The following is a 25,373-nucleotide window of genomic DNA, read 5'->3' on the forward strand; positions in this document are numbered from 1 at the left end:
GTTTATCAAATAAAATCAGCGATATTAATAGCTTGTATAATTTGTTCTAAATTAACAATTTACAATCAAACTAACAACTTTTTTTCATTATTTCGAGCATTTTTTTAACTTCGTAAAGTAGAATTAAGGCATTGTTTAGGTATGATGAACTGATATTAATAAATTCTTCTCTGACATCTTCAGTTGAGAAACATGGTGTATCATTTTGAGAGAATCTCTTAATTATTTCCCATTCTAACTTCATTGGTTGTTGTTTATATCCTTTAAATCACAAATAATAGTATTATAAAGATACAAACAGCAACCACAAACAAAACTGAAATTTGTGGTTTAACAGAGTTTTTTGATTTATTTTAAAGTAAACTATTCTTTATTAAATAACCCAAGAATACTGTTTTTTTCTCTCAAAATACTCAGTCTAAGCGTTTTTAATTATATCTCTGTTCCTTCCGACAAAATCATCAAGTATAATATCAAATACATTTTTCATCGTATCATCTGAAATTTTAGAAATATGCTCAACAATATCTTTTGACCTCTGCGAGATATAAACGCTTGTGCCGTTTCTGTTGTTCTGCCCTTGTTTCTTGTCATAATAGTTTTCAAATAACTCATTCAAATTCTTAAATTTCTTACTGTTTTCCATAATTGTTTTTATTAATGAATAATATAGATTTACACTTTTAAAGTCATATCCTAATGTTCTTTCCTAAGCTTCATAGTCAGTATAAAGTATTAATACTTTATACATCAGAACATATCAATAAGTAATACAATATTGCAATAGTTAAGTACGTATTCTTATACACATAAGAATAAATGTCCTAAATTCAAGTAATAAATGCAACTTTTTGTAGCGATAAAAATTGAGAAATAATTATATATTCTTAGATTTTGTCTGGTTCTGATTAAAATAATATCAGAAAGTTTTTCCTACTTCATTTTCCATGTTCTGCCTTGGTTTTGGCTACCGAGTTTTGTTTTTTATTTCATTGGCGATAAAAATGACAGCCAGAATGAAAAAATTAAAGTAGCGGCAGAAACTTCTTCTGACATTGAACCATTAATTGTTGATTCTTTTAAAACTGATAGTATTAATTAAAGTTTAAAAAAAGTGGAGAATTTGAAAAAAAAACGAACCTCTTTTTTATTCGTAAAATTCAGATACAGAATGTAAAGCAATAACCATAAACTATTAAAATTATTTTTTGTGAAAATCTTAAATCTTACAAGCAGCAATAAAAAACAGTAAAACGCTTAACAAATAAATTTTGAACATTGAAATCGAGCTCTTGCCCTTTAAAATCTCAGCATTTTGCATTTCACAAATTTGCTCTTTTTTATTTTTTTTATAAATTCATGTTTAAATATATTAGTTTTCCTTAATTTTAAACATATTGAATTTTGAGGATGTTAACGAAAGTTATTATCTAAAACTTATACATTAACTATATTCACATGAAACATATTCTTTCAATTTTAATCGTTCTGATTATTTTCAACAATGCTTTTTCTCAAACAGTCAATCAAGATACTCTTCGAGCAAGAGAATATTTAAGAACATCTGAAAAATTCAAAGAAGAATCAAAGTTCGAAAATTCATTGGAATACCTGAAAAAAGCTGAAAAAATCTATTCAACTTACAACCTCAATAAGGCTTTGTTAGAATGTGAATTAAAAAAAAGCGATATTTTTATTCGTAAAGGCGATTTAAATCAGGCGCTTGAAATTTTAAAAACAGGAAAACAAAAAGCTTTAAGTTTATCCGGTGAAAATTCGGTATTATATGCAGATTTTTGCGAAAAAACAGGTTTGGTTTATCTTTATGTAAAAAAGTATTCGGATGCTAAAAAATTATGGATAAAAACTTTAGTAATCCGAAAAAAAATATACGACAGTAACCATATCAAACTTTCAGATTCATATAATAATTTAGGTGTATTATATTCTCAAACAGGTGATTATCTCAGAAGCCTTAAACTCCACCAAAATGCATTAAAAATCAGAGAAGAAATACTTCCCGAAGATGATTTAAAGATTGCTGCTTCGCTAATGAATATAGGCAGAGCATATTCTAAAATTGAAAATCCTGATTTAACTTTAATATATTTTTTAAAGTCATTGAAAATTAAAAAAAAGAAGCTTGATTCGTTTAATCCCGAACTTGCATCTTTATATAATATTACCGGAGATGTTTACAAAAAATTAGAAGAATATAATCTGTCAATAAAAAACTATAAAAATGCACTTTTAATAAAACAGAATAATAATGGTGAAAACCATCCCGAAACAGCCGGAATATATGCTAATTTGGGAGATGTGTATAATTTAACCGGAAATTACAATAAAGCATCGGAATACAATGAAAAAGCATTGCGAATATTTAAAGGAAAATACGGAGAAAACCACTGGACAGTTGCAAAAATATTAATAAATATCGGCAGTGTTTATTTAAATAAGGATGATATTAAAAAAGCGATTGAGAATTTCAATAATTCATTAGAAATAAGCAAAAAACTATATAAAGTTTGGAATTTAAAAACAGCACAACAGTACACGAAAATAGGGTTGATTCTAAATAAGAAAAATGAAAATATTGCTGCAGAAAACTATTTTAATAATGCATTAAAAATCCAACAAAATGTTTTAAAAAGTGATAATCATCCCGAAATTGCTGAAACGTATCTTAATATCGGAAATACATATAAAAATAACAAAGAGTATTATGCGGCTTTGGAAAATTATAACAAAAGTTTAGCGATAAGACTAAAAATATCCGGGAACAAACATCCGGAAACAGCTCGTATTTATAAATTAACGGCATCGGTTTATAAAGCAAAAAAAGAATATACGGCAGAACTTAAATATTTACAAAAAGCATTAATCAGCAATATTGAAAATTTTGATTCTCAGGATATTACAACTAACTCTGCTTTTAATAAATCAAATTTCTGTTTTAATCAAAATATAGTTTTAGAAACTCTTAATATGAAAGCCGGTGCCTTTTGGAATTTGTATTTAAGAACTAATAATACGGATAATTTAAAAGAAGCATTTAAGGTGTATAAACTTTCTGATTTAATTATCGAAAGAATAAAAAAAACAGTTTTAAAAAAAGAAGATAAAAAATATTTAGCAGAAAATATATCGAAAGTATATGAGAAAGCTGCCGTATTATGTTTACAGTTATATAAAAAGACAAATGAAAATAAATATTTAAATAAATCCTTTTATTATTCAGAAAAAAACAAACAAGGTGTATTACTTTCTATACCCGAGGCAACAGATTTTGCAGACGTTTTGAATTCAGTCTTAAATGTTGAAACTGATTTATTAGCAGATATTACTTATTTCAGAAAAAAAGTTACTGAAAATCCCGGCGACACAAAAATCAGAACAAAATTGCTTACATTATACAAAGAACATAATTCTTTTATCTCAAACTTAAAAAATAATCATAAAGAATATTACGAATTAAAATACAAGCCTGTTTTTGTAACAGCAGAAGATATTCAAAACCTGATAAATGACAGTACGCTTGTATTGCATTATTTTTATCCTGAAACTTCGAAGTATATGTATGTTTACATGATTGAAAAAGATAAAACAAGCATACGTTTTATAAAAAATATTGACGCTTTTAGTGATAAAATTATAAGTTTCAGAAAACATCTTATTTCTGATGATGAAAGCAGTGTAAAAGCCTATGCCCGAGAAGGATATTCATTGTACAAAGATTTACTTCCGAATATTTCAGAAAATGATGGTTCAACAAAACAGTTGATAATTATTCCTGACGGAAATTTAGGAATGATTCCTTTTGAGTCGCTGTTAACAGAAGAATATTTCGGAAGTTGGAATCAATTTAGTGATTATCCTTACCTGATTAAAAAATATGCTGTTTCTTATTCATTGTCGGCAAACGAATTGCAAAAAAACTTATATGAAAATTATCAGAGAAAAATTAATCTGTCAATTAATGATTCTGTTGATTCTGTTGATTCAATTTACATGGATGATTGGGTCGGCATTGCCCCTGTTTTTGATGATATGAGCATAAACAAAACATCCGGCAAAACTCGTGATATTCTGAAAAACACACAAAAAACATTTCAAGATAACACCCAAACACATTTTTTGAGCAATAATAACATTTCTTATCTTCCGGAAAGTGAGAATGAAATAACAGCAATATACAACGCGTTTCAAAATTCAGAAAAAATGCCTGAAACGGATTTACGTGAAGAAGCTGACGAGTTTTTTATTAAATCAATTGATTCGGAAGAATTTAAAATTATTCATATTGCTTCCCACGGATTTATTAATTCCGAAAAACCTGAATTTTCAGGTATTATATTGGCAAACAGCAACACTGATGAAAATGACGGAATTTTATTAATGAATGAAATATTTGACATGAAACTGAATTCCGATTTAATTGTATTATCAGCTTTTGAAACAGGAATAAAAAAGTTTCGAAGAGGAGAAGGTATTTTAGCACTTACAAGAGCATTGTTGTATACAGGAACAAAAAATATTGTTATTTCTCTTTGGCAGGTTTCTGACAAATCAACCGTAAAGTTGATGGTTAATTTTTATAAGGATATTCTGAATAAACATGATAATCCGCCCGGCTATAATCATTCATTGCAAACAGCAAAATTAAAACTCATAAACGAAGGGGAATATGCACATCCCTTTTATTGGAGTCCGTTTATTTTAATAGGAAATTAAAATCTGTTATTTCAAAATCTGAATGGTTTTACAAGTAATCATCTTTTGACTTTTTGGCTTCTTCAAGCTCTTCGAGTAAATCTTCGTCTTCATTTATTGTACCCGGACTACGCCAAACCTGAGAACCGTCAGATGCTAAAATACGGAAATTATTAAAATCCTGATCACATAAATGCATTTCTCCTGTTTCTCCTACTGCCATTCTTTCCATGTCTGTTCCTAAGGGGAAATTGTTGATATCATTTAAAGGGCCTGCCAGTATTTTAAAAGAGCCGTCAGGGCTGATTTTACCCACATGTGAATAATTTTCATTACCAATATCATTTTTATGATCAAATAGAACATATATTGTTCCGTCTTTTGTAACACCGCAATCTTGTATCTTATCAACACCTTTTAGCTTAGGTTTAACAATTTCAAGCAGTTTTCCTTTACGGTCGAAGCGTGCAAACTTCCCTTTTTCTCTGTCCAAAACATAAAGTGTATTATCAGGACCACCCATTAACCAAGCTTCATCAGGGAACATTGTCGGTTGATCTGCCAACTGCTTGAAACTAACTTCATCTCTAAATTTTAATTTTAAATCTTCATAGCCTTCCCAAAGAGGAATACGATTCCCGTCAATATCAAAACGTCTTGGAGTATATTCATAAAACTCATAATTCTCTTCAAGGTCTAACCATCTTCTGTAGATAATTACACTTCCGTCTGTGCAAATTGCAATTCCCTCATGATCATAAGCTGTAATTAAGTTTTCATTCTCTTCTTCATTTTCAATTTTGGATATCAAAGCTCCTGTTACAGAATTAAAAATAAATACAAGGTGTTCATCTCTATCAATTACCCAAATCCTGTTGTTGTGTTTATCATATAATAATCGAGCATAATCGGATATATCAAACTTCTTAGTTTGCCAGCGTAAGCCCCCGGACTTGTCCGAAAGACCAAGTCGTCCGGCACTATCTTGTTCCCACAGCAAAATCGTATTACCTGAGGGGAGTGCTTCCAAGTCAATAAAATCATCAATATCGTAAGGCAGTAAAGCAACATTTTCGCCTATATCCAGAATAATAAACCAAGGTCTTGCAACAGTTACCGGATTAAGTCTTGACCATATCTCATCGGGTACAAGTAAATCGTTTCCGCAAAATTGGCAATTTACTTTACGGGAAGATCCGTCAAGAGGCAACTGCCCTCCGCAATGGTAACACCAAATACAGATACCTTCTTTAGTGTCTTCGATTTTAGTTCCTGAATCACCGGGAGATTCTTCCCCAATGAGAAATTTGACATTCGGGATTACTTTATTAAACCATTCCGGAGGTTTTCGCACACTCCAAATTTTTCCGCATACGGTACAATTAAATTCATTGTGTCCGGTTTCAGCAACTTCAAGAACATCTTTTAAAGGCCAAAGTGTACCGCAGCCATCTGCACATCTGGGAATCATGTTTCCGAATATCATACTGAAATTGCCGAAGCCTCCTATAATACCATTGGAAAATGAGTCAGTTTCCGGTTTAAAAGTAGTTGCTTCAACCAAATTTTCTGTTACAAGTTTTTGCCAGAGTTCCACCGGAGCAAAGGATACTTCTCCGCAAGTATTACATAATATTTTCTCTGCTGCTTTGTTAATCGGTAAAGTATCACCACAATTTGAACAATCAATTGAAAACTTTAAACTTATGCTTTTTATGGACATATCTGAATAATGTAAATATTTATTTTCCTCAATTTATGAAAAAAAACGGTAATATCATAATTATTAACAATATAGTTTTGAAGCAGTGTTTAACCGGAACATTAAAGGCGATTCATGAAGTTCTTATTATTGAAGATGAGAAATATTTTAATAAGATAGAGGATTTATGATAAAAAAAGCTGACTTTATAATCAGCTTTTTTAGTTTTTAAATAGTTAACATTATTTGTTCGTACAATATTATATTATTAATTGCCGGGGTGAATAGAATAACTGCCGTCTCCCTGAAAATTTGTTAAAACCATAGTAACTTTCCAAGTGCCTGCTTTACCTTCTATTGAAACGCCGGAATAAGAGTCAATGTCGGAGCCTCCGTTTATTGTATGGTTTAAAACTTCCTTCCCTTTTTTATCGTTTAAAATGAATTGAACACTTCCGGTCGATGAAGTAATATCAAAAGTTAGTGAAGCCTTATTTCCCGAATTAATCCAGGCAAAAGAATAAGTGCCGGAGTCTCCGCTTCCGGTAAAATCACCTGCGGGGTCACTTCCTGTTGATGTTACATCTATGTTTCCGCTGAATGTATTTTCAATTACTTCGTTATCTTCATACTTGTTATATTTGCTGCAAGATGAAAATAACCCGAAACTCAGTATTCCGATTAATAAAAAATTTACTATCATTTTCTTTAAAGTTCTCATAATTAGTAATTTTAAAAAATTTATAAAAAAAAGGTTTTATTATTTATAAAGCTGTCTGTTTTTTATTTGATTCTTATATTTAATATATTCTTCTTTTATTGGTTTTAAAAAATATACTGTATAACTATATGAGTAAAGTTATAACTAAAAGGTTGGAATTTTTTTATTTAATTAAAACAGAGCTGTCTCCGTAACTTAAAAATCTGAAATTATTATTTAACGCAAAATCATAAACTTTTTTCCAGTCTTTACCGATAAATGCTGCAATTAACAGTAACAATGTGCTTTTAGGTTGGTGGAAGTTTGTAATGAGTTTATCGGTTAGTCTAAATTTGAATCCGGGAACAATAATAATTTGTGTTGAAGCATCAATTTTTGATATGCCTTTTTTCAACATATATGTAAGGATGTTTTTTAAAGCCCTTTCAGAACTTATACTTTGTTTCATATCATAAACTTCCCATTGTTTGATATGAAAATTACTCAAATCAGGGTTTTGCTCTAATCTAAGACCTAAATAATATAAACTTTCTAATGTTCGTACTGTTGTTGTTCCCACGGCAGTAATTTTTCCGGCTTTTAAGATTAATTTCTCAATTAAATCCTTTGTAACAGAAAAATGTTCCGTATGCATTTCGTGTTCTGAAACAAAATCAGATTTAACGGGTTTAAATGTTCCCGCACCCACGTGTAGAGTAATAAATCCTGTGTCAATTCCTTTTTTCGATAATGATTTTAATACATTTTCTGTAAAATGTAAGCCAGCAGTCGGTGCTGCCACAGAACCTTTATGTTTTGAATAAACGGTTTGATAACGTTTTTTATCATCTTCTTCCGATTTGCGTTTTAAATAGGGCGGGATAGGGGTTTGCCCTGTTTGTTCCAAAATATTGCCAAAACTTATTCCCGGGTTATCCCATGAAAATTCAATAATATGAGAGTCAAAAAATGATTCTTCTTTTTTCGCTTTAACAACCGTTTCTGAGTTATCAAGTTTCACATTTAAGTTTAGATTACCGGTTTTCCATTTTTTTAAGTTTCCTACAATACATTTCCACTTACAACTTTTTACAGATTGAAACATTAAATTGTAATCAGTAGGCTCAACAGGTTCCAAACAAAAAATTTCAATATTTGCACCTGTGATTTTTTTAAAATTTAAGCGTGCTTGTATTACTTTTGTATTGTTAAAAACAAACAGCTCATTTGAAGAAAATAAATTCGTTAATTTTGAAAATGAACTGTTGGATATTTTACCTTTTTCGTAAACTAACAGTTTTGAGCTGTCACGTTCGGGTAAAGGGTATTTTGCAATTCTGTTCTCCGGAAGTTCGTAATTATAATCTTTTATTTGAAGTTCATTAAAGTTCATATTCAAAAATTTGTGCAAAGATAATATTTGAATGTTAATCTTAGTTTGTAATGATATTTAATTGAATTACTTTTGCAAAAATTATAAATATTATTGATATGAAGATTAAAGCAGGAGATCAAGTTAAATTTTTAAATGACGTAGGCGGCGGAAAAGTTACAAAGATTATAGATAAAGAAACAGCATTAATACTAAATGACACAGGTTTTGAAGTGCCGGTTTTAATTGAAGAATTAATGCTTGAAATAACTGATGATGTCCGTCGGTCAATTTCTGAATCTGTTATTCCTGAAAAAGAAATAAACGTATTTGAAGAAGAACCTATTTATACCGACAGTAATGAAGTTAATTTCTATCTTGCTTTTGTTCCCGAAAATCAGAAACGAATAGGAGATACTGATTGTGAAGTATATCTTATAAACGACAGTAACTATTTTGTATATTATAATTATGCAGTAAAGAAAGGGGAAAAATATACAAGTATTACGGGAAAATTAGAACCCAACGTAAAGGAAAAAATAAGTGTTTTTGAGTTAAATTCTTTACAAGACACAATAAATATTGTGATGCAACTTATATTTTTTGATAAAGAAGAATATTCATTAAAAGAACCCGTAAGCAGCCGGATAAAATTAAAAGCAACAAGGTTTTTTAAACAAAACAGCTTTAAGGAAAACGATTTTTTTGATGAATTTGCAATAATTACTTCTGTTACGGAAGAAAATTCAATGCAGGAAGCCGTTGAAAAATTAAAAAAAGAAGATATTGATGCCGTTGTTAAACAAAAAGACGGAAAAAGACCGAGGATTCAGCAAAATAAAGAAAACAAAAGCATTAAAGAAGTTGATTTACACATCCACGAACTTATTGATGATGAAAGCGGAATGTCTGACTACGATAAATTGCAACTGCAATTAGATGCCTTTCATAAAGAACTTCAAACCGCAATAAAAGAAAATTACAGAAGAATCGTTTTTATACACGGCGTAGGAAGCGGTAGCTTGAAACTTAAAATAAGAAGCGAATTACAACATAAATATAAAAAATATCAATTTCAAGATGCTTCTTTTAAAGAATACGGATACGGTGCAACCATGATTTTATTGAGAAAATAATTTTTATTATACCTTTGCAATAAGAAAACAATATTTTAAGTTCTAAACTGTTTTGATTAAACTTTTAAAATGCAATTTGAATTAACGCGTGAATATTTAAATCGTCTTATTTCTGTCATTGAAAATAAAAATGACAAGGAAGCCGCAAAATTAATGGATGAAATTCATGCCGTTGATATTGCCGAAGTTTATGATGAACTTAATATTGAACAAGCAAAATATTTATTTCTTTTAATTGAAAACAGAGAAAAAGCAGCCGATGTTCTTGCTGAACTTGATGACGATGACAGAAGCAAGTTTTTAAAAGCATTGCCCGATGAAATTATTGCATCAAAGTTTATCGACCACATGGATTCTGACGATGCAGCCGATGTTATTGCCGATTTACCTGATGAACGCCAAGAAGAAGTACTTCAAAAAATAAAAGATATTGACCAAGCCGGAGATATCGTAGATTTATTATCATACGATGAAGATACTGCCGGCGGTTTGATGGGAAAGGAAATTGTTACGGTAAATATTGAAGATGATGTTGAAGATGCAATAACGCAAATAAGAAAAAGTGTTGAAGAAGTTGACGAAATATATTATGTTTATGTAACTGATAATGACGGTATTTTATTAGGCACATTATCGTTGGCAAAATTATTATTAGCAGCAAAAGGGGCTAAAATTAAAGATATTTATCAATCGGATGTTATTTCCGTAAAGGCAGATATGAAAGCAGAAGATGTTGCAAATTTGTCTGATAAATACGATTTGGTTGCTTTACCGGTAATTGATAATATCGGTCGTTTGCTCGGACGTATTACATTTGATGATTTGGTTGATGTTATGCGGGAAGAAGCCGGAAAAGATTATCAAATGATGTCGGGTTTAACTGAAGATGTTGAGCATAGTGATAAAGTTTGGCAACTGACAAGAGCAAGGCTGCCTTGGTTATTTATCGGATTAGTAGGCGGTATTTTTAGTGCATTAATTATCAGTTTGCATGAAGAAAACCTTGCAGAAAATGCTTCTTTAGCTTTTTTTATACCTTTAATTGCTGCAATGGGCGGAAATGTAGGAGTGCAATCATCGTCAATTGTTGTTCAAGGTTTGGCAAGCGGAAATGCCGGCTTTGAAAGTACATTTAAAAAAGTGCTGAAAGAATTTATGGTTGCTTTGATAAATGCTTCTGTTCTTGCGTCGGCAATATTCCTATTTAACTTTTTTCACAGTCCTTCATTTGCTTTAACTGTTTCAGTAAGTATTTCGTTATTTATTGTTATTATTTTTGCATCTGTTTTCGGAGCATTTGTTCCTTTAGCTCTTAACAAATTTAAAGTTGATCCTGCTTTGGCAACAGGGCCTTTTATAACTACAACAAATGATATTGTAGGCTTACTTGTTTATTTAACTACAAGTGCTTTAATGTTTTCAATTCTGTAATTATGTATAAAATACGTTTGTTTTTATTTTTGGCGATAATAAGTTTCAGATTTAATGATTTGAAAGCTCAAAATTTATCTTCTCAAGCCGAAATAAGTATTATTACCTGTGCACCGGGCAATGATTTATATTCAACTTTCGGGCATTCGGCAATAAGAATAAAAGACCCTGTATTAAGAATTGATAATGTTTATAATTACGGAACTTTTAACTTTGAAACCCCGGGCTTTTACATGAAATTTATGAGAGGTCAGTTAGATTATATGCTTAGTGTTGCTCCTTATAAATATTTTGTGATTTCGTATATGAATGAAAACAGATGGATAAAAGAACAGGTTTTAGACTTAAATAAATCGCAAAAAAATAAGGTTTTTGCCTTTCTTAAAAATAATGCTTTGCCTGAAAATATGTATTACAGGTATGACTTTTTTTATGATAATTGTGCAACACGAGTAAAAGATGTTATCAGAGACGTGTTGGGTAATGAAATTATTTTACCTGAAAAAATAACCGATGAAGGTGTAACATACAGAGATTTGTTGTACATCTATTTAAAGAATAAAAATTGGGAACGTTTCGGAATAAATTTAGCATTAGGTTTACCGACCGATAAAGTTGTTACGGCTGAAGAAGCAACTTTTTTGCCCGATTATCTTGAGAAATCATTCGACAAAGCAGTTTTGAATATTAACGGTGTTAAAAAACCGATTGTTAAAGAAACAAGAATGTTGTTTGAGCCGAAAGAGAGTATTTCTGATACATCCTCGGGAATGTTTACTCCGGTTGTATTGTTTTATTCTTTACTTTTTGTTTTTCTTGTCTTAACTTTTGTTGAATATAAAAATAAGAAATACTATTTAATTCTTGATAAAACTTTATTTTTTATTGTAGGTTTCTTTGGTTTTATAATTTTATTATTGTGGTTCGGAACTGAGCACGGAGCTGTAATAAACAATCAAAATATAATTTGGGCAATGCCTTTGTTTTTTATTGCCGCATTTATGTTAAAAAAGAATAATAAGAACTATATAAAGCGTTTTTTTATTTTTATGTCTGCACTTATCACTGTCAGTTTAATAATTAATCTTGCAATTTACAGATTATTTGATTTTGCACTTATTCCTTTATTGATAATAATAATTTTCAGGTCTGTTTTGATATTCAGAAATACGTAGAAATGCCAGTTTGACATAGTATTCAGTGTTTAATGTGTCAATAAGGCGTGTTTTGGGTTCTAATATTGCCGTTTTTTCACTTTTTCTTCTTCGGTATATGAATTGATATATTTTAAGCAAATTAAAAACTAATTATTAACTTAAAATATTTTAATCATGACACTTATTAGAAGAAACATCAATTCGCCGTTTTTTCCTGATTGGATGGAAGATTTTTTTTCGGGAGAAATTAACCCTTTAACAAAATCAAGATTATCATCAGTTCCGATGGTAAATGTTTTTGAGAATGATAAATCGTTCAGAATTGAACTTGCTGCTCCCGGAATGAACAAAGAAGACATAAAAATTAATTTGGAAAATGATGTGTTAACAATTTCGGCAGATAAAGAGGTTGAAGCAGAACAAGAAAATGAAAACTGCACAAAGAAAGAATATTCGTACTTTAATTTTACAAGATCTTTTACTTTGCCGGAAGCTGCTGATGTTGAAAAGATTGAAGCAAAATCTGCAAACGGAATTTTGAAGATTACGATTATGAAGAAAGAAGAAGAAATTGTAAAACCGCCGAGAGAAATTAAAATTAAGTAAATTTGGCAAGAAAGAGGTGTTTTAATTATAAGCACCTCTTTTTTTATATCTTAATTCCTGCAATTAGTATATCATCAATTTGGGCGGAGTTTGCTTTCCATTCAATAAAAGTATTTTCAAGTATTTGTTTTTGTTCTTTCATTGTTTTTTCTGAAATTGATAATAACAAATCTCTGAATTGCTTTATTTTAAATTTTTCTCCTGTTTTTCCATTAAATTGATCTACATATCCATCGGAAAACATATATAAGATGTCATTTTTTTGCAATTGAAACTGTTCATTTTTAAATGGTATTTCTTTAATAAATATTCCGACAGGATTAATCGTAGGGTTGAAAATTGTAAGTTTGCCGTTTCTTATTAAATACAAAGGATTATTTGCTCCTGCATATTGTAATTCATTAGTTTTTTTGTTTACGGAGCAAATAACCATATCTATACCTTCTGTTTGGTCGTCTAATCCGCCTTTTTGTTTCAGCGAAACTTTTATTTCTTTTCTCAGTTCTTCAAGTACTTGATTTGCTTGTGTAATATTTTCTTTTCGAATTATTTCGTTAAGTAAAGACATTCCCAACATACTTACAAGAGCTCCGGGAATTCCGTGTCCGGTACAATCTGCAACAACTGTAACGATATGTGCTTCATTATTAAAAACAAATTCTCTTGCCCAATAAAAATCTCCGCTAACAATGTCTCTGGGGTGGTTAATTATAAAAAAGTCAGAAAAATTTCTTTCGAATATTTTCATTGTCGGCAACATTGCATTTTGAATTTTCCCGGCATAATCAATACTGTCGGTAATTTTTGTATTTGTTTGAAGAAGTTCTTCTTTTTGCTTATTTATTTCTACTGTTCTTTCAAGAACTTTTATTTCAAGTTTACTTTTTGCCTTTTTTAGTGACTTCATTCTTAGGTCTATTGCAATGTACAGAATTATTAACAGCAAGAATAAAGATAAAGTATAAAACCAAGTTTGTCTCCAGTAGGGAGGTTTAATAGTAAATTTAAATGAAACAGGTTGAGCATTCCAAAGGTCGTCATTGTTTGCCGAAATAACTTGAAATTCGTATTTGCCGGGTGTAATATTTGTAAATACAGCTTTTTTATCGTATGTTTCAGGCGACCATATTTCGTTTTGCCCTAAAAGTCGATATTTATACTTAACTTTTTGCGGGTTTGAAAAGCAAAGCCCTATAAAGTTAAATGTCAGATGGTTAAGCTTGTGCGGGAGTGTTAATTTTATCGGAATATTATTATAGTTAACTGAATCTGAATATTCAAACCAATCGACATCTTTAAAAAATAATTGAATATCGGAAAGGTATGTTTTGTTTTCAACAATATTCATTTTATCTAAATCTTCATTATACCTGACTGCTCCGTTCACGGTTCCGAACCATATATTACCTTTTGCATCTTCTGCTGCTCCGTTTATATTTGTTTCAACCCCTATAAACCCGTCATCTTTTGTGTAGTTTTTAATGTCTGTTAAAATATTGTTTTCGTCAAAAATAATTTTATCAACACCTTTTTCACTCCCGCACCATAAATTTCCTTTTGAATCAGGAAAAAGGAAATAAATATTGTTTGAATTTAATCCGTCTTCTTTTTGATATTGCTCAAAATGATATTTTTTATTTTCAGTTTTAATAATTTTATATATTCCTGATGAACCCGTACCTATCCATAATGTTCCTTTTCTGTTGACAATAGATCTTATAAAATCGAGTTCAATATTTGTATTAGTTTTAACAACTGTTTTTCCGTCATATTTTAATAACCCGCTATTTATTGTGCCGAACCAAATATTATTATCATCATCTTCGCAAATTGTCATTACAGTTTTTGCAGTAAAACCTTGTTTTGAGCCAAAGCGTGTAAGGTTTCTTCCGTCATACTTATAAACACCCTCATTATTTGTTCCGAACCAAAGATTTTCTTTGCTGTCTTTAAAAATTGTAAGAACACGCAGATATTCCGGACTGTCTTTTGTTTTTATTTGAGTGAATTTTTTCCCGTTAAATTTAATAATACCGTTATTCCCGGATGCTAACCAGAAGTTGCCGTTTTTATCGGTTTCAATATCAAAAAAATAATCATCAATACTTCCTTTTTGTTTATTGAATTGTGTATAGTTTTCCCCGTTAAATTTAACCAAACCGAAGCCGTATGTGCAAAACCATATATTATTGTCTTTGTCGGGCAGAATTCCCATAACTATCTCATTATCAAATGAACTTATTTGGTCATAATGAATAAAAGGTGTTCCTGTATTTATCATTGTAACACCGTTTCTGCCTCCTATCCAAATATTTTTTTCGCTGTCTTCGTAAAGAGAAAGCACGACTGAATTTGTTAATCCGGAATTTACGGTTAGGTTATGGAAGAGGTTTTGAGAATAAAAGCCGCAACCTTTCTGTTCGGAAGAATACCACAGATTGTTTTCTGAATCAATAAGAAGTTTATTAATATTATTGTTTAATAAACCGCTATTTGTATTAAAGTGCTTAATTTTATTGTCGAAGATTTTGTAAATCCCGTTATTTGTTGCAATCCACAGATTTGATTTCTTGTCTTCGATAAAGGAGTTAAAAGGAGTTTTTATTTTTTTTATATTAATTTTCGGCTTTTTAAATTTACCTTTATCATAAATGTAAATGTTTTTTTCTGTAAGTATCCAAATTTCATTATTATTTCTCAGAATAATATCTCTCGGTTTTATGTCTTCAGATATTTTTTTTATTGTGTCATTACTTAAAATATTTGTTCCTTCGGTAGTAACAATCAAAAGTTCTTCGGTAGGTAATTCAAATGTTTTATAAATTATGTTTGAAAATAAGCCGTCATTTTCGGTATATGTTTTAAATTTATTCTTTTTTAGTTCGGTTAATCCTTTTTTTGTTGAGAACCAAAATCGTTCTTTTGAGTCTTGAAGAATATGAATTACGAAGTTACTTTTTAAACCGTTATCTTTATTATAAACAGTATAATCATATCCGTTAAATTTTACGGCACCGTTTTGTGTTGCAAACCACATAAATCCTTCATTATCTTGCATAATAAAATCGGCATTTGACTGAGGGAAACCTTTTTCAACGGTATAATTTGTAAAATTAAAAAGTTGGGCATAAGCATTTTTACCGCAAATATTTAAATAAATTATTGCGAGTAACGTGATGTATTTTAATGCATTATGCATAAATATATTGTTAAGTTCTTTTAAGAAAGAAGTTCTTTAACTTTTGCTGCAATTAATTTTCCCTCTGTTTTTCCTGCAAGTTCTTTTGATGCAATACCCATGACTTTACCCATGTCTTTCATTGACGTTGCACCTAAATTGTCGATAATTATTTTTATTGAGCTTGAAAGCTCTTCTTCAGACATTTGTTCGGGCAGGTAGGGTTGAATATATGAAACTTCTGCCATTTCAGTTTTGTATAAATCTTCTCTGTTTTGAGATTTATATATTTCAGCTGCATCTTTTCTTTGTTTTACCATCTTTTGAAGCAGTGTTATTCCTTCTTCTTCAGAAATTTTATCATTACCGCTTCCGGAGGTCTTTATTAAAAGCAATTGTGCTTTTATTGCTCTTAATGCGGCAAGTTTTTCTTTTTCTTTTGATTTCATTGCCGAGATTATATCAGCATTTATTTTTTCAAACAGTTCCATTTTATTTTTTTATTATTGTTGTAAATTTACATATTTTTTATTCAAAAACAATTTTCAATTTAAAGTCTTACACCTATTATAACAATATCATCAATTTGAGGTTCGTTTCCTTTCCAGTCTTCCATTGTTTTTTCTAATATTTTAAGTTGTCCTTTCATAGGTTTGAGATTAATTTCTTCCAATAATCTTTTTAATCGTCCCTTCATAAATTTTTTATTTTTCGGTCCGCCGAATTGATCGGGATATCCGTCGGAAAACATATAAATTGAGTCTCCTTTCTGAATTTTAAAAGATTGAACAGAAAACGGTTCCATAATATCGTATAATGCAACCGGCATCCTGTCTGCTTTAATTTCTGATATTTTGCCGTTTTGCAAATAAAATAATGAATTATATGCACCTGAAAATTCTATAATATTTTTCTTAGTATCAATTACGCATAAAGACATATCCATTCCGTCTTTTGATTCTGTTTCAAAGCCTTTAGGATGAAGGGCGTTTATAACGTTGTTTCTGAGGCGGTTTAATATTTCTCCCGGGTTTGTTATGCCTTTCTCATTTACAATTTTATTTAAGAAGCTGATTCCCAGCATACTCATAAAAGCACCGGGAACACCGTGTCCTGTGCAATCAACTGTCGTAATTATTATTTTTGAACCTTTTTTTCCTACCCAGTAAAAATCTCCGCTTACTATATCTCTGGGTTTAAATAAAATAAAATGCTCAGGAATATTTTCGGAAATATATTCATTTGTCGGCAAAGCAGCCGTTTGAATTTTTTTTGCATATAATATGCTGTCGGTTATTTCTTGTTTTTGTTCTGAAATAAAATCTTTTTGAATTGATAATTCATCTCTTTGAGACCTTATTTCTTCGTTTTGTTGTCTTATTTCAAGAGTTCTTCTTTTAACTTCTGTTTCAAGCTCTTCATTTCGTTTTTTTATTGTTCTCATTCTTATTTTAAAGAATAAAATTATAGAGGAGATTAAAAGTGCAGTTAATAATATTTTAAACCATAATGTTTGCCAAAAAGCGGGTTTAATTATTATTGTCAGGCTTGCTCCTTTTTCATTCCAAACATCATCGTTATTTGACCCTATTACTTTAAAGGTATAATTGCCCGGTTTTATGTTTGTGTATTTTGCAAATCGTCTGAACCCTGCATCATTCCAGTCATCGTCATCACCTATAAGTATATATTTGTATTTGTTTTTTTGCGGGAATACAAAATCAAGTGCAACGAAATCGAAAGAAATATCGTTTTGATAATGTTTTAGTACAATTTGCTTTTTTAAACTTATTATTGTATCTGTTTTAATGTATTGGTTCGAGATTTGAAATCCGGTAATTACGATAGGGGGTTTGTGCGGATTATCTTTTATTTCTTTGGGATAAAAAGCATTAAATCCGTCAATTCCTCCGAAAAGAATCTCTCCGTCTTTTTTTTTATAAAATGAACCTGCTAAAAATTCATTGCTTTGAAGACCGTCACCCATATCAAAGTTCTTTATTTCTCCTGTTTTTTTATGCATTCTGCTTATACCGTTGTTTGTGCTCATCCAAAGGAACTCACCGTCTTCAACAATTCCGAGAATTACATTGTTAGGCAGTTCGCAATTTTCTCTTGTAAATGTTTTAAATGTTTCTTTTACAGGATTAAATTTATTTAGCCCGCCTTTTGTTCCTATCCATAAAGTACCCTCGTTGTCCTCACAAATTGAATAAATTCTGTTATTGCTTATTGAATTAGGATTGTTTTCATCGTTAATATAAACTGTAAAAGTTTCATTTTCGGGGTTAAATTTGTTTAAACCTAAAAATGTACCTATCCAAATGTTTCCTTTTTTGTCTTGAAGAATTGAGGTTACTAAGTTACTGCTTATTGATTTGTTACTGTCTTCGGAATGCATATAATGTTTAAATGTTCCTTTGTCGGGATTAAAAAGATTTAAACCGCCTCCGAATGTTCCTGCCCAAAGTTGATTGTTATTGTCTTCAAAGATTTTCCAAACTCTGTTGCTTGATATTGAGTTTGTATCTTTTGATTCTTTATAACAAGTAAAAGTACCTGTTTTTTTATTGAAAAGATTTAGCCCGCCTCCGTCAGTAGCAACCCAAAAGCGATTTTTGTTGTCTTCAAGCATTGATCTTATATGATTGTTGCTTATTGAGTTATTTTGTTTAGGGTTATGTTTGTAATGAGAGAATTTATTATTTTTTTTATTCCATTTGTTGAGCCCTCCTTCAACAGTGCCGACCCATATATTTTCATTTTTGTCAACGTAAAAACTTCTTACTTGTGATGCACTGAGGCTGTTTTCATTGTACGGGTTGTGTCTGAATACATCTATATCTTCAGCAGCTCTGTTCCACTTGTTAACACCTCCTAAAGAAGTACCTACCCATAAAATATTTGCATTATCTTTATATATAGAAATAATGCTGTTTGTAGATAAGCTGTGTTTGTTAACAGGTTCATGTTTATAAATAAAATAATTATGCGTTTTTTTATTAAAACTTATCAAACCTCTTGTTTTTGTCCCTAACCAAAATATATCATTTTCATCATTAATAAAAGTTGTAATATTTGCTTTTATTTTTACATCTTTTTTTGAGTATAGGTTTATCTTATGTTCTGTAAGTTTGTCATTATTTGTGTTATAGCTGAAAAGCCCTATTGAAGTTGCTATCCATATAATACCGTTTTCGAAACAGATGTCATTTATTCTCACATTAGAAATTTCAGGGTGTTTTAATGTTTTTATTTTATTGTTTTTTGTGTTAAGAAAACTAACCCCTTTTTGTGTTCCTATCCATAAATTATCCGAGGAGTCAAATTCTAAACACAAAACTGTGTCCGACGGAATAGAACTATTATTTTTTGAATGAGAGAAATATGTAAAATTATTAATGTTTTGATTAAACTTATTTAAGCCTTTGTTTGTAGCAATCCATAAAATCTCATTATCCCCTGTAATATCATTAATACTGTTGTTGCTTATTGAATTCTCTTTGTATTGTGAAGATTTAAAAGTTTCAAAGTTATCTTTCAATCTGTTGTATTTAGATATCCCGTTAGATTTTGTACCTATCCATAATGTAGGGTTTGCTGTATCTTTTGTTTCAAATAAAGTTGTTACAATATTGTCGGGAATTGTATTTTTTTTTGTTTTACTGTTCCAATATACTTTGAAATTATAACCGTCAAACTTATTTAAACCATCTAAAGTTGCAAACCACATAAAGCCTTGGCTGTCTTGAATAATACTTAAAACTGAACTTTGAGACATTCCGTTTTCAACTGAAAGTTTTTCAAACTTAATAATAGGCTTTTGAGTATAAGAAATGAAAGCAGGCAGCAGAAGTATTATTAAAATAATAGTTTTTTTCATATACCGAATTTATACAGAATTAAACAAATATATAAAACAACAATACAAAAAACAAGTTATTTTTTGTTTGCATATATAACTTCCAAAAAGTATTCATTAACAAAGAATCCCAATCGCAATGATTGGGATTCTTACTTGATATATTCAAATAAATTTATTGTTTAATAAATCGCCCGGTAACTAATTTGTTGTTTTGGATTAATCTTAAATTATAAATACCGTTCGGTAAATCAGAAATATTTATTTGATTATTATATTCAGAAATTTGAACTTCTTTAATCAAAGAACCTGTAATTGAATAAATTTGAACAATTGAATTCTCATTCATGTTTTTCAAATATACAGTAATTATATTTTGGGCAGGGTTCGGATAAATGTATAAATTATTTTTTTCCGTGGTATAAGATTTTGCTCCTATTACAATTGTATAATCTTCTACTTCTCCATAATCAAAGTTTCCGCAAGGTAAAGGGATTGTATTATATTGCATAGAAACTCTCATGCGTGTTGAACCTATAGTTGCTGATGCCGGAATTGTGAATGATCCGTTAACACTTGTCGCAGTTGTTTTAGCATTTGTAAATACCTGCTCTCCTGCATCATCAAAGTCCCCGTCTTGGTTATAGTCAATCCAAACAGAATATCCTTCAGAATAAACAGTAGCTGACCACGTAGGATATATTGTTATGCTGTAAATACTATTTCTTGTCATATTTGTTGACATTGCGGTAAAGTCTGCATAACCGGCATTTACTCCTGAGTTATTATCAATACTTCCGCAAACCACTCTTTGAATCCATTCGTCCGAAACATTGTTTCCTTTTGAAGTACAATAAGTAACAGTTGCCGGAGAAGTTGTAATGTTTATTGTATTACTTTGCCCGGAAACATTACCTGCAGCATCTTCTGCTGTTACATAAAAACTGTAAGAAGTTCCTGCCGTTAAACCGGTTACTTGAGCTGATGTTCCTGTTACTGTTCCTAAAAGAGCTCCATCTTTGTAAACATTATAGTTACTTACACCTACATTATCAGTAGAAGCACTCCAAGATAAATCAACAGTTGTTTGTGTTATATTTGAAGCTGCTAAACTTGTCGGAGCGGTAGGAGCTTGTGTATCGGCACCCGACGAGATAATATTTACCGTATAATCTTCAACTTCACCGTAAGAGAATGCCTCACAGGCTGTCGGTATTGCATTATATTTCATAGAAACTCTCATTCTTGTGTTTCCTGTAATAGTTCCTGACGGAACAGTAAATGAACCGCTAACAGGTGTATTCTTTGTAGCTGCCAAAGAGAAAACTTGTTCTCCTGCATCTGCAAAATCGCCGTCTTGGTTATAATCAATCCAAACAGAATATCCTTCCGAGTAAACTGTTCCTGCCCATCCGGGAGTAATTGTTATACTTTGACTTACCCCGATATTGATATTAGTTGACATAGATGTAAAATCAGCATAACCTCCGTTTGCTCCGGAATTATTATTAATACTTCCGCAAACAACTTTTTGTATCCACTCATCTGCAACGCTGTTTCCTTTTGAAGCACAATATGTTGCACCTGCTGTTGTTGTAGGGTTAACTGTATTGCTTGCAGCTGATATATTTCCTGCTGCATCATAAGCTTTTATATAAAAACTATAAGAAGTCGAAGGGCTTAATCCTGAAACTGTATAGCTTAAATTCGCAGTTGATGCAATATTTGTACCTCCTTGATAAATATAATAACCTGCAACCCCTACATCATCTGTTGATGCTGTCCAGTTTAAATTTAATGAAGTTGATGTTATATTTGAAGTTGTTAAACTTGCAGGAGCTGTCGGAGCTTGAGTATCGGGAACACTTAAAGTCGTAATGTTAACTGTGTTGCTTGCAGTTGAAACATTCCCTGCCGCATCTTTTGCTTTTACATAAAATGAATATGATGTTGATGCCGTAAGGCTGTTGACTGTATAAGATGTACCGGTTGTGTTAATGAGAAAAACACCGTCTTTATAAATATCATATCCGGTAACACCTACATTATCAGTTGCTGCTGTCCATGATAACAGAACACTTGTTTGTGTAATATTAGAACTTGTTAAATTCGCAGGAGCAGTCGGTGCTTGCAAATCACCCCCGTCTTGAATGTTAACCGTATAATCTTCAACTTCTCCGTAAGAGAATGCTTCACATGAGGTCGGGATTCCGTTATATTTCATAGAGATTCTCATTCTTGTTTCTCCGTTTATTGCAGAAGCAGAAACTGTAAATGAACCATTTATGGGAGTGTCTTTTGTAGCAGCTAATGAGAAAACTTGTTCTCCTGCATCTGCAAAATCGCCGTCTTGGTTATAGTCGATCCAAACTGAATAACCTTCGGAATAAACAGTACCTGACCATGCAGGAGTAATTGTAATACTTGCACTATTTCCTTTATATAAAGGTGTAGAAAGATAAGTAAAATCACCATATCCTGCATTTGCTCCTGAGTTATTATCAATATCACCGCATATTACTCTGTCAATCCATTCATCGGCAACACTATTTCCTTTTGAAGTACAATAAGAGATGCCTCCTGATTGAGTTGTAACACTAACTGTATTGCTTTGTGATGATGTATTTCCTGCTGCATCTGTTGCAATAACATAAAATTGATAAGTGGTAGCAGCTGATAATCCGTTAACAGTATAAGAAGTTCCTGTAACTGAAGTTAATAAGGTTCCGTCTTTATATATTTTATATCCGGTAACACCTACATTATCAGTAGATGCAGTCCAAGATAAATCGACACTGATTTGAGTTACATTTGCAAATGCTAAACTTGAAGGAGCCGTAGGTGCTTGCGTATCTGCCTCTACTGCTGTAGTAACAGATATTGTATTGCTTGCATTTGATTTATTTCCGGCAGCATCATAAGCTTTTACATAAAAACTGTACTGAGTTTCGGGTGTAAGACCTGTTACACTTGCAGATGTTCCGGTAACTGTTCCTAAACTTGTTCCGTCTTTGAAAACTTCATATCCTGTTACAGCTACATTGTCTGTTGATGCAGTCCATGAAATAGTAAGGCTGTTAGATGTAACACTTGATGAGCTTAAGTTTGAAGGAGCCGTAGGTGCTTGTGTGTCTCCTGCATTTATTATGTTAACTGTGTAATCTTCAACTTCACCGTATGAGAATGCTTCGCACTGTGTAGGAATAGCATTATATTTCATTGAAACTCTCATTCTTGTATTTCCTAATATTGTTCCGGAGGGTATAGTAATTGTTCCGGAAACAGAAGTTGATTGAGATGCGGCATTTGAGAAAACTAATTCATTTGTATCGTTAAAATCACCATCTTGGTTTATATCAATCCAAACAGCGTAGCCTTCAGAATATGTTTGACCTCCCCAAGCAGGGTATATTGTAATTGTTTCCGGGGTTCCTTCTGCAATATCAAAAGACATAGAAGTAAAGTCGGCATAACCTCCGTTTGCTCCGGATGTATTATCAATTGTTCCTATTGTTACTCTGTTTATCCATTCATCAGCAACTGAATTGCCTGCTGAAGCACAATAAGAAACTCCTGTTGTTGTTGCATTGCCCGACAGTTCAGTTGTGTTGTAGCAATTATCTGCGGTATTATACTCATATACAGCAAAATAATAAGTTGTGCCTTGAGTTAGACCACTAATACTTACTGAACTTCCCGTACCTCTGTATAAAACATAATTTCCTGTTCCTATTTGACTCCCTGAGCCGAAAACAGAATTTGAAGTATATGATGTTCCTGAAACCGGATCAGCATTTACAACAGATGCTTCATGAGCAACTAACATAACGCTGTTTCCGCTTCCTCGTGTCCATGAAATTGTCATAGTATTATCTCCGATTGAATTTGCAGAAAAATTGCTTGCTTGTGAGGAAGGAGGGGTACACGATGCTTCATCAATCGTAAAAGCAGCAATTTGTGTTCCGTGTGTTGAACTTCCCATATATTCTGATGTGTACCAAAATGTTTTTCCGTCTGATGGATCTACTGAAATATTTGAATAGTCTCCCCAACGTTCTGCGGCTGTTTGAGAATATTGTCCTGTTTTTATTACTGTTTCAGCAACATCCATTACTCCTGAGGGTGCATTTGATGTTTGTCCGCAATATCTTATTCCCGGGTAAGTTGAAGTTCCGTTTGATACAGCATAACCCATTCCGATTTGACCTAAATCATTCATTGCTATACTTGCATTCCACCGACTTATGTTATCAGGATTATAAGTTCCTTGTTGTGCAATAGACCAGCCAGATCCTGTATTTTCTAATTCGTACCATCTGATTGCAGACTCTGTAGAAGTTTCGGCAATTGTGTGTGTACAAACTATTTTTTGAGTTCCTGAAAAGTTTCGATATTGTGCTCTGTACATTAATACCGTTGAAATTGCATCAAGTTTTTGAGTTGTTCCCGGTTGAGGAATATTTTTCCAATCACTTGTAAAATTACCGCTGAATGAGTTTACATTTATTGTTTGTGTACGTACAAAAGTAGAATTTGAAGGAGTAATCCAGTCAGCATTTAATTCATAGATATATAGTGCATCGGAAGGATTGTTTTGTCCGTTATCTGCAATTGTAATAAATTGTCCGGGTGTTCCTGCAGGAGCCCACAGTCCGTCATTGTCGAGGGGCTGAATACAGTGAAACCCGTCAAAAGTACTCGGTCTGTTCGGGTTATCAAATGCTATCATTTGAGGGTTCGGATCACCGGCAATCATTTTGCTTCTTTCAAAAACATAAACATCGTTTCCGTTACTTGTATTTGTTGACATATAATAACCGTCTTGCCAAATACCGAATTTCATATAGTCAGGTGTGTCGTCAACATCAAAAGACCAAGAGTACCATGTGCCTGTAGGATCGTTTGTGGTTGAAACAGCAATTAACATATAATCGTTTGCTCCTCCGAGAGAAAATTCAGAGTAGAACCATCTGTCTGCTTGTTCGTCCCAAAGAACAATCGGGTCTCCGTCGTTATAGCCGGCACCCGGAAGAGTTGAGTTGAAAATAGAGTTTAATGCAGACGGTCCGGCTACTTTAACACCGTCAGATTTGTTATAAATTGCATAAGTTAAGTTTACGACTTGAAAATAGTGGTTAGGCCCGGCTGTTCCGTTACAATCCGGAGGGTATGAACTGCTGTTTTGACCGACATAATTTTTAAGCAGCCCTTTTGAATTTTTAATCCGGCCTTGTTCTTTCTGAACATTCGGGTCAACAGGCATACTTTTAAAATCCGGAGGAGTAATACTCGGGTCAATTATCCTGTCTCGATGTTTGTTCATATAAAATTCTTCGTATTGTTTTTCAAAACCGGTAATAACAGGGTTGTCTTTTAATGGTTTTGTAATTTCAAATCCAACGGGTTTTTTTATTACAGTCGGATAAACTTTATTTTGTGCAAATATTTGATTGTGTGTAATAAATGCAAAAATTAAAATCAGAATTAGTAAACTTCTTTGTTTCATAGGAATATTA

At 31.6% G+C, this 25,373-nt stretch carries 14 protein-coding genes; 5 read left to right on the forward strand and 9 right to left on the reverse strand.

Going from position 1 to position 25,373, the window contains the following annotated elements; all coding sequences use genetic code 11:
• Positions 1–70: 70 nt before the first annotated feature.
• Positions 71–244, reverse strand: a complete 174-nt coding sequence (locus tag L3J35_10015; GenBank protein ID MCF6366522.1) for a hypothetical protein — start codon at positions 242–244, stop codon at positions 71–73.
• Positions 245–418: 174 nt separating this feature from the next.
• Positions 419–646: a hypothetical protein gene (locus L3J35_10020; protein ID MCF6366523.1), complete on the reverse strand. Its 228-nt coding sequence runs from the start codon at positions 644–646 to the stop codon at positions 419–421.
• An 812-nt stretch (positions 647–1,458) separates the two neighbouring features.
• On the opposite strand from L3J35_10020, the gene L3J35_10025 reads away from it, so the two are divergent.
• Positions 1,459–4,734 (forward strand): tetratricopeptide repeat protein, encoded by a 3,276-nt coding sequence (locus L3J35_10025; protein MCF6366524.1) that lies wholly within the window; start codon positions 1,459–1,461, stop codon positions 4,732–4,734.
• Positions 4,735–4,762: 28 nt separating this feature from the next.
• Here the strand turns inward: L3J35_10025 and L3J35_10030 are convergent, their stop codons facing one another.
• From L3J35_10030 to L3J35_10040, 3 genes are all read right to left on the reverse strand, one after another.
• Positions 4,763–6,436, reverse strand: coding sequence for a hypothetical protein (locus tag L3J35_10030; GenBank protein ID MCF6366525.1), 1,674 nt, complete (start codon positions 6,434–6,436; stop codon positions 4,763–4,765).
• 247 nt (positions 6,437–6,683) lie between these two features.
• The gene (locus tag L3J35_10035) at positions 6,684–7,136 is read right to left on the reverse strand and encodes a hypothetical protein (protein MCF6366526.1); all 453 of its coding nucleotides are present in this window, start codon (positions 7,134–7,136) and stop codon (positions 6,684–6,686) included.
• A gap of 163 nt (positions 7,137–7,299) precedes the next feature.
• Complete coding sequence (locus L3J35_10040; GenBank protein ID MCF6366527.1) at positions 7,300–8,508, reverse strand: S-adenosylmethionine:tRNA ribosyltransferase-isomerase; 1,209 nt, start codon at positions 8,506–8,508, stop codon at positions 7,300–7,302.
• A 98-nt stretch (positions 8,509–8,606) separates the two neighbouring features.
• Here L3J35_10040 and L3J35_10045 point away from each other — a divergent pair, with 98 nt between their 5' ends.
• From L3J35_10045 to L3J35_10060, 4 genes are all read left to right on the forward strand, one after another.
• A complete protein-coding gene (locus L3J35_10045) occupies positions 8,607–9,623 on the forward strand; it encodes a DUF2027 domain-containing protein (GenBank protein MCF6366528.1) in 1,017 nt (338 codons plus the stop codon).
• Between the two features lie 69 nt (positions 9,624–9,692).
• A complete protein-coding gene (gene mgtE, locus L3J35_10050; protein ID MCF6366529.1) occupies positions 9,693–11,054 on the forward strand; it encodes a magnesium transporter in 1,362 nt (453 codons plus the stop codon).
• A gap of 2 nt (positions 11,055–11,056) precedes the next feature.
• Positions 11,057–12,229 carry a DUF4105 domain-containing protein gene (locus L3J35_10055; protein ID MCF6366530.1) on the forward strand — a complete coding sequence of 391 codons (1,173 nt, stop codon included), beginning with the start codon at positions 11,057–11,059 and terminating at the stop codon, positions 12,227–12,229.
• Between the two features lie 156 nt (positions 12,230–12,385).
• Entirely contained in the window at positions 12,386–12,817 is a 432-nt protein-coding gene (locus L3J35_10060) for an Hsp20/alpha crystallin family protein (protein ID MCF6366531.1), read from the forward strand.
• A 43-nt stretch (positions 12,818–12,860) separates the two neighbouring features.
• Here the strand turns inward: L3J35_10060 and L3J35_10065 are convergent, their stop codons facing one another.
• The 4 genes from L3J35_10065 to L3J35_10080 form a co-directional block, all read right to left on the reverse strand.
• Positions 12,861–16,016 (reverse strand): SpoIIE family protein phosphatase, encoded by a 3,156-nt coding sequence (locus tag L3J35_10065; GenBank protein MCF6366532.1) that lies wholly within the window; start codon positions 16,014–16,016, stop codon positions 12,861–12,863.
• Between the two features lie 20 nt (positions 16,017–16,036).
• On the reverse strand, positions 16,037–16,486 hold the full coding sequence (locus tag L3J35_10070) for a GatB/YqeY domain-containing protein (protein ID MCF6366533.1): 450 nt from the start codon (positions 16,484–16,486) through the stop codon (positions 16,037–16,039).
• A 59-nt stretch (positions 16,487–16,545) separates the two neighbouring features.
• Positions 16,546–19,878 carry a SpoIIE family protein phosphatase gene (locus L3J35_10075; GenBank protein MCF6366534.1) on the reverse strand — a complete coding sequence of 1,111 codons (3,333 nt, stop codon included), beginning with the start codon at positions 19,876–19,878 and terminating at the stop codon, positions 16,546–16,548.
• A gap of 154 nt (positions 19,879–20,032) precedes the next feature.
• Entirely contained in the window at positions 20,033–25,363 is a 5,331-nt protein-coding gene (locus L3J35_10080) for a GEVED domain-containing protein (protein MCF6366535.1), read from the reverse strand.
• Positions 25,364–25,373: the final 10 nt, after the last annotated feature.

This window comes from Bacteroidales bacterium (assembly GCA_021648725.1).
Taxonomy (GTDB): domain Bacteria; phylum Bacteroidota; class Bacteroidia; order Bacteroidales; family JAADGE01; genus JAADGE01.

Bases quoted from the DNA above. Each gene is read 5' to 3' on its own strand.
- L3J35_10075 (MCF6366534.1), bottom strand. From the start codon at position 19,878: ATGAAAAAAACTATTATTTTAATAATACTTCTGCTGCCTGCTTTCATT.
- L3J35_10015 (MCF6366522.1), bottom strand. From the start codon at position 244: ATGAAGTTAGAATGGGAAATAATTAAGAGATTCTCTCAAAATGATACA.
- L3J35_10030 (MCF6366525.1), bottom strand. From the start codon at position 6,436: ATGTCCATAAAAAGCATAAGTTTAAAGTTTTCAATTGATTGTTCAAAT.
- L3J35_10025 (MCF6366524.1), top strand. From the start codon at position 1,459: ATGAAACATATTCTTTCAATTTTAATCGTTCTGATTATTTTCAACAAT.
- L3J35_10055 (MCF6366530.1), top strand. From the start codon at position 11,057: ATGTATAAAATACGTTTGTTTTTATTTTTGGCGATAATAAGTTTCAGA.
- L3J35_10070 (MCF6366533.1), bottom strand. From the start codon at position 16,486: ATGGAACTGTTTGAAAAAATAAATGCTGATATAATCTCGGCAATGAAA.
- L3J35_10035 (MCF6366526.1), bottom strand. From the start codon at position 7,136: ATGAGAACTTTAAAGAAAATGATAGTAAATTTTTTATTAATCGGAATA.
- L3J35_10065 (MCF6366532.1), bottom strand. From the start codon at position 16,016: ATGCATAATGCATTAAAATACATCACGTTACTCGCAATAATTTATTTA.
- L3J35_10020 (MCF6366523.1), bottom strand. From the start codon at position 646: ATGGAAAACAGTAAGAAATTTAAGAATTTGAATGAGTTATTTGAAAAC.
- L3J35_10060 (MCF6366531.1), top strand. From the start codon at position 12,386: ATGACACTTATTAGAAGAAACATCAATTCGCCGTTTTTTCCTGATTGG.
- L3J35_10045 (MCF6366528.1), top strand. From the start codon at position 8,607: ATGAAGATTAAAGCAGGAGATCAAGTTAAATTTTTAAATGACGTAGGC.
- L3J35_10080 (MCF6366535.1), bottom strand. From the start codon at position 25,363: ATGAAACAAAGAAGTTTACTAATTCTGATTTTAATTTTTGCATTTATT.
- L3J35_10040 (MCF6366527.1), bottom strand. From the start codon at position 8,508: ATGAACTTTAATGAACTTCAAATAAAAGATTATAATTACGAACTTCCG.
- mgtE (MCF6366529.1), top strand. From the start codon at position 9,693: ATGCAATTTGAATTAACGCGTGAATATTTAAATCGTCTTATTTCTGTC.